This is a genomic window from Dolichospermum sp. LEGE 00246 (genome assembly GCF_015207865.1).
Taxonomy (GTDB): Bacteria; Cyanobacteriota; Cyanobacteriia; order Cyanobacteriales; family Nostocaceae; genus Dolichospermum; species Dolichospermum heterosporum.
In genome coordinates, this window is the sequence record NZ_JADEWA010000210.1 from 1 (window position 1) to 8,873 (window position 8,873).

Annotated in this window: 7 protein-coding genes; all 7 read right to left on the reverse strand. The window is 35.7% G+C overall.

Going from position 1 to position 8,873, the window contains the following annotated elements; genetic code table 11:
• The coding region (locus IQ228_RS14545; RefSeq protein ID WP_193963293.1) for a hypothetical protein at positions 1–568 on the reverse strand (568 nt) is incomplete at its 3' end.
• Positions 569–589: 21 nt separating this feature from the next.
• Positions 590–934, reverse strand: coding sequence for a hypothetical protein (locus tag IQ228_RS14550; protein WP_193963294.1), 345 nt, complete (start codon positions 932–934; stop codon positions 590–592).
• A 19-nt stretch (positions 935–953) separates the two neighbouring features.
• Entirely contained in the window at positions 954–3,722 is a 2,769-nt protein-coding gene (locus tag IQ228_RS14555) for an ATP-binding protein (RefSeq protein WP_193963295.1), read from the reverse strand.
• A 27-nt stretch (positions 3,723–3,749) separates the two neighbouring features.
• Positions 3,750–5,819 (reverse strand): Hsp70 family protein, encoded by a 2,070-nt coding sequence (locus tag IQ228_RS14560; protein WP_193963296.1) that lies wholly within the window; start codon positions 5,817–5,819, stop codon positions 3,750–3,752.
• Between the two features lie 12 nt (positions 5,820–5,831).
• Positions 5,832–6,767, reverse strand: coding sequence for a hypothetical protein (locus IQ228_RS14565; protein ID WP_193963297.1), 936 nt, complete (start codon positions 6,765–6,767; stop codon positions 5,832–5,834).
• 213 nt (positions 6,768–6,980) lie between these two features.
• The gene (locus tag IQ228_RS14570) at positions 6,981–8,024 is read right to left on the reverse strand and encodes a metal-dependent hydrolase (protein WP_193963299.1); all 1,044 of its coding nucleotides are present in this window, start codon (positions 8,022–8,024) and stop codon (positions 6,981–6,983) included.
• Positions 8,024–8,873, reverse strand: an 850-nt coding sequence (locus IQ228_RS14575) for an ATP-binding protein (RefSeq protein WP_228043880.1), incomplete at its 5' end; no start/stop codon positions are given. The genes IQ228_RS14575 and IQ228_RS14570, both read right to left, overlap by 1 nt.

The following is an 8,873-nucleotide window of genomic DNA, read 5'->3' on the forward strand; positions in this document are numbered from 1 at the left end:
CAGTAGTATATTCTTTTCCAAAAAAAACTTGACTTTTCATAAACTCATATTTTTCTGGACTTTTGAATTTCAGCAAATTTGGATCATTTCTGTAAGTTGCAAATGATTCTGCAAAATCTTCAATTTCGGTATTTTTGGCATTAGTCGAGACAAAACCAGCTTGACTTTGATGTATTTTTTTCCATTCTGAAGTAGAAATATTTTCGTAAGCGTTATGACCAACTTGACGAGCGATTGTATCTAAAATATGTATTTTAGTATTTTCCTTACCTGTAAACCATTTTTCCCAAACAATCGGTGACCATATCGTTATTTCATGACTTTTGGGGTTGAATTGACTAGTAATACTAGGATTTTTGAGATTAGGCAACAATTCATAATGAATAGATTGACATTTTTCATATTGCTTTGGTTGAAACTCTTTTAGGTATTGAACAACTTCTTCATTGGTTAGACAGGAAAACCAAATATTTTCAAAGCCACTAATTTTAGTAGAACCAACTTTTTCAAGTTTATGATCTAATTCTATATGCTGAGTAGATGTGTCTGTTATTTCGTAAGATGTCATTAGGCGTTCCTCTTGCTGTATTTACTTGACTAATGCGAACAATCTATCTTGATCCAAAATAAACTTTTGTGAGTTAATTCTATCACTTAATACTTCTAAAAACTGCTCATTATCAGATTTTACTAAGTGTAATTCCTCAATAAAGGTAAGACTACCATCGGACTCAATTATTTCTTTTCCATTCCGCAGCGGTATTCCTTCATTTTTGAATTTTTCCAGTGATGTAATTAAGTAAGATATCAAATCATCTTTTAATTTGGGATCAATATTTTCCCTTTTAATAGAAAAGTTTATCACATCTGGTTTTTCCCAAGTAATTTCTACTAAAGGATCGCGTTGAAGATTAACAATTTGTAAAACTTTCATGGGCTTTTACTTATCAAAACTAGGATTTTGTAACTTGTATCCAGGCTGCCATATCATCTAATTCTCCATATACAATAGCTTGTCCAGTTCTCAGTTTATTGATTACTTGGCTTTGCTCAAGATTTAAAGACATACTAGCACTCATGGCATCTCGATCATCTGTTGCTACCAGACGATGTACTATTTTGAAATTGGTATTTTTGATGGCATCGGGAATCAAACGAGATGGAACTTGATCTATAATCAGTAAACCTTCCCCATAGGCGCGAATCTCTGATAAGATACTTGCAAACATTTCGGCTACTTTTCCTTGAGGATTTGCTTGCTCAAAATTCGTATGAGTGGATTTAAGTAAAATTCGATGTGCTTCCTCAATTATAGTTAGATGATGCAATAAATTGGGGGATTTTTCCGAATATTTTTCAGGATGTTCATGTTGATCTTGGCGATATTCATATAAAAACAAAAATAATACAGCCATTGCGAGAGCTTTATCATTATCGTCACCTAAATGAGATAAATTAATTACTACATTACGATCAAATATTTCTGCCCAAGGTGTAGATTCTTGATTGAATAATTTTTCCTTCCAGCCCAAGCATAAACTATTAATTCTTGTTGTTAATGCAGCAACAATATTCCCTTTTATTTTTTCTTCATAATTTTTATGAATTAAATTAGGATCATTCTCTAGTAATTGCAGAAGATAGCTCAAATTAGGAATCCTACTAGGCTTAATTCTTGGATCACTATCAATCCAGCTTGTAGCTTTGTAAGCTGAAAATAACAAGTTTTCTAAAATCATTGGTAGAACTTCCTGCATCGGAAATGTAGCGTTGAGAATTGATTTAAGACGATCTATATGAGAAAGTATTTGTTCTTGCGAAATAAAATCGAAAGGATTAATAGATAAATTTCTCTGATTATTACTACTCCCAGGCTCATAGATAATAATTTGGTTTTCTTCTGGCAATGTTTTGTTTAGGTTTTCTGCCCATGTTACATATTCTCGTTTAGCGGGTTCAATAATTAAAAATGGAATATTATTATTTTGTAAGCCTTTAATTATTTTCTGAGTAGTTACCGTCTTACCACTACCAGTAATACCAGTAATCAAGCCATGTTTATTCAGAGCATCAAGAGCTAGAGGATACTTAAGAGTAGTAGCTGTTCCTCCCTCTAAAACCTCTCCAAGTTCGATAAATTTACCTTCACAAACGGGCGGATTAAGGCTGAAATCTGTTGTAGGCATTACCCGTACTCCAGGAACTTCCCTTTGAGGAAAGTTGATCAGTAAAGCAAGTTCATCTGTACTGAGTGGAGTGGTTAATCCATTAAAAGCTGTTCCTAGTGGATGTTCAATCTTTTCCTCGTTGTTTTTGGGATTAACTAGGGAGATGTCTAGTTGAGCAAAGTTTTGTAGCAATTTAAAAAGATTAAATTTGTCCTCTTGTGTTGAAATACTTGGATTAAGTATTTCTGAGAGGTTATGAATTCGTATTGGCTCTAAAACACTATTCTGTCCTGTAAGTAGTCCTCTTAATTGAGTCGCTGCCTGATTGACTTCAGCTTGACTTTTTGTTAGTAAATAAACTCCTACATTCCACCCCCCTGTAGCTCGTGACTTCTCAAAGCGATCCAAATGTTGCTGAAGATATTTTTCCGCAGCCTGAGCGTGGGTATTGATATATTCTTGTCCAAAAGTCTGAGTAAGATTGTCACTGCTAGTTTTTGTATATGATTCACTTTCCCCAGAATTTTCTGTCTCACTCTTTGCTTCACTGGTAGATGTTTGGAATTCCTTTGCTAATTCATCACCAGCAGCAGCAGCTAAGATAGAAAAGCAAAAAAGCGCAGGTGCAAAAAAAGGAATAGTTGTAATAGCTGTTCCAGCTAACATTAATGGAAGTACACCCTCACTAATTATTCCTCCTTTTGATAAAAGAGAGGCTATTCCTGTCTTCCAATCAGAACTGGATTTGCTTGTAGTCGTTCCGTTATTTGTTGATTTCCCCGAATTCTTTCCAGTTCCGTAGGCTTCGGAAAATCCTTTGGACAAAGCTTCACTGTAACTAATTTTAGTGAAAGAATGTATTTGTGCCATGATTTCACGAGCATCAAAAATTATACTTTCAACTTCTGATGATAATATTGGGTCTGCGATCACCATATACATGAAAGGAGAACCACGTAACCCTGATATTAAACGATCTAAACTCTGAGGATAAGCATTTCGGTCTTCTGATAGTTTTAAAGAAGGAATACCTGTTAAAGCCATGCCATGATTAAAGGTATCTTGCTGATTTTTTATAAACCTATTAAGAACATTTTTTTGAAATTGAGAAGACTGAGAACTAACAGAAATCATCCTTGTTCCAATCCAGTTTCCTTGAATGAAATTCCCAATGGACTGTGCAAATAATTCGGGAGAATGTTCTATAGGATTAAAGCTAACAACACCCAAATAGATATGATTTTTTGTTCCATCGTTTGAAACAATAAAAACAAGTTTATAATTAGGATCATGACAAGCTGTGAGGACGGTTTGTATTGCTGTCAGTGGGTAATGCAGTGGGTCACCAGTCAATAATGATCCCACCTGTTCTAGTTGGAGAAAGGAGTAACGGGTTGCTGCCAATGCGGGAAAAGGGGCAGGTTTAAAGTATCCCTTTTTAACGGCTTCTACAAAAGGAGCATCCAAGTGCTGTCGTTGTAAACTATACAATAACGAAAATGAAATTGTATTCGCTACTTGACGTTTTAATTCTAAAGCTTCATTATTAGTCATACTTTTTGGGTTAATTAGCTTAAAAAACTAAACATTTAACATCAATGCTTTATTTACAGTTTCTTCGATTCCTTTCTCAATTGAATCAGTAATACTGCTTCTAAGTCGTTGCTTGAATTTTTGATCATTGGCAATGCTAGTTTGGATGTCATTTATAAATTCTTTTTTGTAACTGTTCAACTGGTCGTCGCTTATTTTATTTTTGACCGTTCGTGTATCTTTTTTGGGTCCTCCAATGAAATGTCCAAACAACGTACCGGCTCCACCACCTGTTACAATACTCCATCCCCCCGCTCCTATAGCAGTCAAACCCAATGGTCCTGTTGCAATAATTGTTCCTCCCAATGCTATTACCCCAACTGTAGTTATTCCTCCTGCTACTATTGCTCCGATTATTCCTCCTTTTACAGCACCTGAATAATCCCAGAACTCAAAAGCTTCTAATCTTTGTGTTAGCTTCTTAATCGAAGAAAGAGATCTGTCGGATAATGTTCTTATATCATTTTGAAATTGTAACTTAATAGTTTTTACTGTTATTTCCTTTATTCCATGCTTACTACAAATTGAAGTAATATTCAGATCCTTTATCACAGTGTTATTTATAACATCATTTAAAGCTATAGTTACTATATCTCCATAAGAAAGATTGTGATCTTGTTCATCAAACCACTGCTGGCACCCTTTTTTTATTTTATCAATAAGCAAATTAGAATCAGAAATTTTGTCATTATTCCAAGCCTGTATGTAAGAGTCTACTTGATTAATAAATAAACTGTCTGCAATGGCATCAACTAAAATTTTTGTTATTTGATCAATATGTTTCTCAATACTTTCCTGTAATGAATGGGATAAAACGTTTGTAATGTCTTCTTGTAAACTAATTTGTTTAAGATACATTCGTCCCCAGCGAGCCAGTCCAAAAGCAATAGCTAATTCAGGTTCGTCACCTTTTGAATATTCTGCGTTGGGAAATATTTTTTCCGAAATTTCTTGAACAAACTGCATCCTAGATGCTCCGCCTGTAACAAAGACTCTTTTAATAAGTTTGTCGGACTTTAGGCTATCCCGAACTTTAGTCAACATCTCTCGATAAACTTCCTTCCAGGTTTTGTTATCTAGTTCTTCTAATGGTTGAGCCAAAATCTCTCGCATAATGGGTCCATTAATCTCAGGAAAAAATCTAACTGGCTCTCCTTTTTTTTCAGTTTCTAAAGTCAGATACCCCCTGTTAGTTGACATTTTTTCAAACTGATCAGGATTATTGAAATATTCTTCCTTACTTAAGCGACAAAGATATTCGCAATAAATTTTTAAACTAGGCATTGTTGCAAATGCCTTTTCAAAAAAGTTTTTATTAGGATCTTTTTCAAAAAAATATTTAAATAGAGCTTTATCAATTAACGAGCCACCTAAATCTACACCGTCATCTGTTAATAAAGCTTCTTCATTGTTGTTATCAAGAAGAGTTACATCAGTTGTAGAAGATCCTATATCAACAACTAAAATAGGGCTTTGTAGTTCTTCTAATTTGAAATTACCGCCGTTTTTTGCTTGCATGAAAGCAGCACGAGCTTCTCGTACCACGATTACGCTAACTACATTTTCTTGGTTTGAAAAAAGAGCATTCAGATTTTTTTGATAAGCCTCTTTTTCGGTATCCTCCCATCCTGACGGACAACCAATAAAAAGATAATCTTGCCGATCCTCTCTTTTTCCTTTTCCTTCACGAAATATTTTATATACTGTTCTTATGAAATCAGCGAAAACTTCAATCTCTTTTTCAGATAATTTAGATGGTCGTTGTTTAAATCCCATTTCCAAAGATATGTTTTCATTATTATGATTTCTAGGTTGATTTCTCTCAATTGGTTCATAGTGGCTTCTAATTGTATTAATAGCCTGCTCACCAATATAAATATGACCATCTTTGTAAACAATCGCGGTTATCTGGCTTTTTTTACCATTAATCTCAGAGATTTCGGGGTTGTCGCCTTGCATAAGAAACTTGGCGATAGAAAACTCTCCATGTCCTAAATCAAAACCTATAACCCTAGCATTATCGTAATTTATGTCTAAAAAAGAGTTTGAATTATACATTATGATACCCCTTTAGTTTATTGAATCGTTTTCACTTGGCTCTAAGAAGGGTATAGTTACTCTTCCTTGTCGCAAAACTTGTCCGTCTTTTATAAAAGCAGGAATTTTAGTTTTATACCCATCAAAATCTGAATTAAAACTCTTCTCAAAGTCAAATATATTTTGACTCCCTGTTTCAAATTTCAAAGTATCTTCTTCTTCGTAGTATTTTATATCAATTTGATAACGAACTTTTAAAATAGATGTCAGTTGTTCAATTCTCCATTTTATAAGTAGAGGAAGTGCCTCGATTTCATTGTTAGCTTCGCCCAGCAAATTCTGAAGACAATCTAAAACATCAGAATGATCTTCTAACTTAGGTTCATGTATTTTAGGCGGTTTAATATATGAAACATCTCGATCTATAATTTCTAGTCCATTTTTAAAATGTAACACCAACTTATCCACATCTATTTCTGGTTTACTTATTTCATTTAATTTTTCACTCAAAAAATAATTAGTGCTTAATTTAAAAACCAAAACAACACCACTTGTTATTAATGCTATTGGCATTACAAATGGCATTAATGGTACTGTTCCTGTTCCAATAGCAATGTTTACAGCAACGCCTCCAGCAACGCCTCCAGCCAGAGTAGCAGTAGTAGCCGCATCTAATACTTTCCTAAAATGCTCTGTATTATCTGGCGAAACTTTATCATTGTTATTCTGAATAGAATTATTAACAGGTATGATTGATTCAAAGGACAAGCTTAAGAGTGTTAACATAGCTATGGCAACTCGCGCTTGAGGTGGGGTAAGGTTAGCTATATATTCCCCATTAATATCTACAAATTTATAGATTTCTGACTGGATTAAAGATGCAATCTCAAAAGGTGAGCTTTGAACTTTTTTAAGCTCTTGCCTCAGATGAGGTTCATTTTGATCGAAAAAGTCAATTAGTGTTTTCATAAGAATACCCGGTAAGTGGGAAACTCAGCGGCTTTAGCCCTGAGAGGGATGGTTCGACAGCGTATAAAACTCCCAATTTGGCAAAGTCTGTCCTACCATTTTTGGACAAGTTAGTAAATCACTAAATCGGTTTCTACAACATTTATTTACATTATGTCCTATTTTACCCTTATCCCGGTTAGACCCCGTAATGGTTTAATCGTAGAACTATAATTATTGACTACTAACAATTGACCGGATTTGTAAACTACCACTGGCGAATTCATCACCTAAAAATTTCATCACAGTTTTTAATGGCGCAGCTTCCAATTTAATATTACTAGGTGATGCGTCAATAAACTTAAATTGGTAAGGGTCACGCGGTAAAACTGAAGTGTCAAAATCTTCAACAGCCAATTCACCACTAATAAATACATTTGTATTAGTACGGTTAAATTTAGCGATCGCCTCCCCAATCACCTGATCTTCCACAAATACCGATTCAATAGTAGTAATAGCAGGTGTAGAAACATCTGCGGTAATTTGTTCAATCACAATCTGACTATCAGGTTCAGTTGCGGCTTTATATAGTTTATTTGTCTTAGGTTCGAGAACTATAAATCCAGTTCCGTTAGGTTGAATAATCTGAAATTGGCCATCAACTTTTGACCGATCGCCCGCCCTGACTCCCTTAATATTGGCAACAATTTTATGAGTGCTTCCAGAACTATTGTACACACCCTGTACCCCTGATGTAGAAGCAATCAGGCGATTAAATTGGGTTAAAATTCCTCCCTTACTATTGATGCTAAAAGCTGATAATGCGATCGCCACCAATATACAAAGTACAAAATATTCAGCATTGCTCCCAGTCTTTAACCTGAGATTCCGATTACCAGGACAAACACAGCGTACAGATGAAGGCCAAAACATCTCCACACCACCGCGAGTAAAACAATCTGCAAACCAGCCAAAGGTATAACCAATTGTCAGGGCTGATGCTATAGGAATAAATTGGGGAATAAATATTGCTGTTCCATAGGAGGCGATCGCAATAACAGCCGATGCAACGATAGAATGAGTCATACTGCGGTGGGGCATTGTTTCTTGGAAATAGCCACTTATCCAAGGAAAAACCTTACCTGCTGGAGAAGTAGAAACATCAACATCAGGAAGTAAACCACCAATTGCACCAACAGCAATCAAAACCGGGTCCGCAGTTTGCAGTAATAAACTGGATGCAGTGCCACTAATTAGTAAATGTGAAATTCCCAACATTATCTAATTCTCCTTTCTTCTTGAGGCAAACTGTACAGCAATCGGGAAAGTCCCAAGAATATAGCCGCAGCAATACCACCAAATATATATAGTGCTTGGTCATTAGTTCCCAAACCAATAAAGCGCATAATTACAAAGATTACACCCACTACTAAAATTAATGGCGTAATGTCAAAATAGCGGCGATGGTCTGCACCTTCAATATCTAACCCTAGATATTCCTCTTCAATTGCCCTAATTGCTAACATCGGATTTCCCCCAGCGCGTTCCTGAAGTTTAGATAAATCGGCAGATGTTAAGGCGATCGCTCTTTCTTGCGCTGCTGCTTTCATAATTTGTCTGATTGCCTTCTCTGGTAAGGGTTTCAGTTCAATTCTCGGAATATTAATAAAGATGTCGCTGCGGGGCGGGTCAGTTGCCAATACCAACATCGGTACACCCTTACGGCGTAACTGTTTCAGCCAAATCCTAAATTTCATATCGCAGTTTTGAGCATCATCGAGAACAATAAAAGCTGTGTTCTCTGAGAGGAATTGGGCGATCGCTTTCTTCAATTTATCCATAGTCAAATTTTTCCCCTCGATGTCTTCTGTGGGAAGTTCAAACTGCTGGGCAATTTCTAGTAGCATCTGTTTGGGAGTAGTTGGTTCAACAAATGCGACTAAAAAACCGTCATCAGTTAATCTCTCAACTACGGCATTACCCAGTACAGACTTACCACTCCCCTCTTCACCGACAATCAAAATTGCCCCATTAGCGAGTAGTGATGCTGTAGTGCGGTTTAGTTCCGCTTGTCTGTAAATTTGAAATTCTTCAACCTCAAAACATTCCTCCCCAACTCCCCCCACT

Excerpts from the sequence above, each read along its gene's own strand:
- IQ228_RS14550 (WP_193963294.1), bottom strand. The coding sequence starts at position 934 with ATGAAAGTTTTACAAATTGTTAATCTTCAACGCGATCCTTTAGTAGAA.
- IQ228_RS14565 (WP_193963297.1), bottom strand. The coding sequence starts at position 6,767 with ATGAAAACACTAATTGACTTTTTCGATCAAAATGAACCTCATCTGAGG.
- IQ228_RS14570 (WP_193963299.1), bottom strand. The coding sequence starts at position 8,024 with ATGTTGGGAATTTCACATTTACTAATTAGTGGCACTGCATCCAGTTTA.
- IQ228_RS14560 (WP_193963296.1), bottom strand. The coding sequence starts at position 5,819 with ATGTATAATTCAAACTCTTTTTTAGACATAAATTACGATAATGCTAGG.
- IQ228_RS14555 (WP_193963295.1), bottom strand. The coding sequence starts at position 3,722 with ATGACTAATAATGAAGCTTTAGAATTAAAACGTCAAGTAGCGAATACA.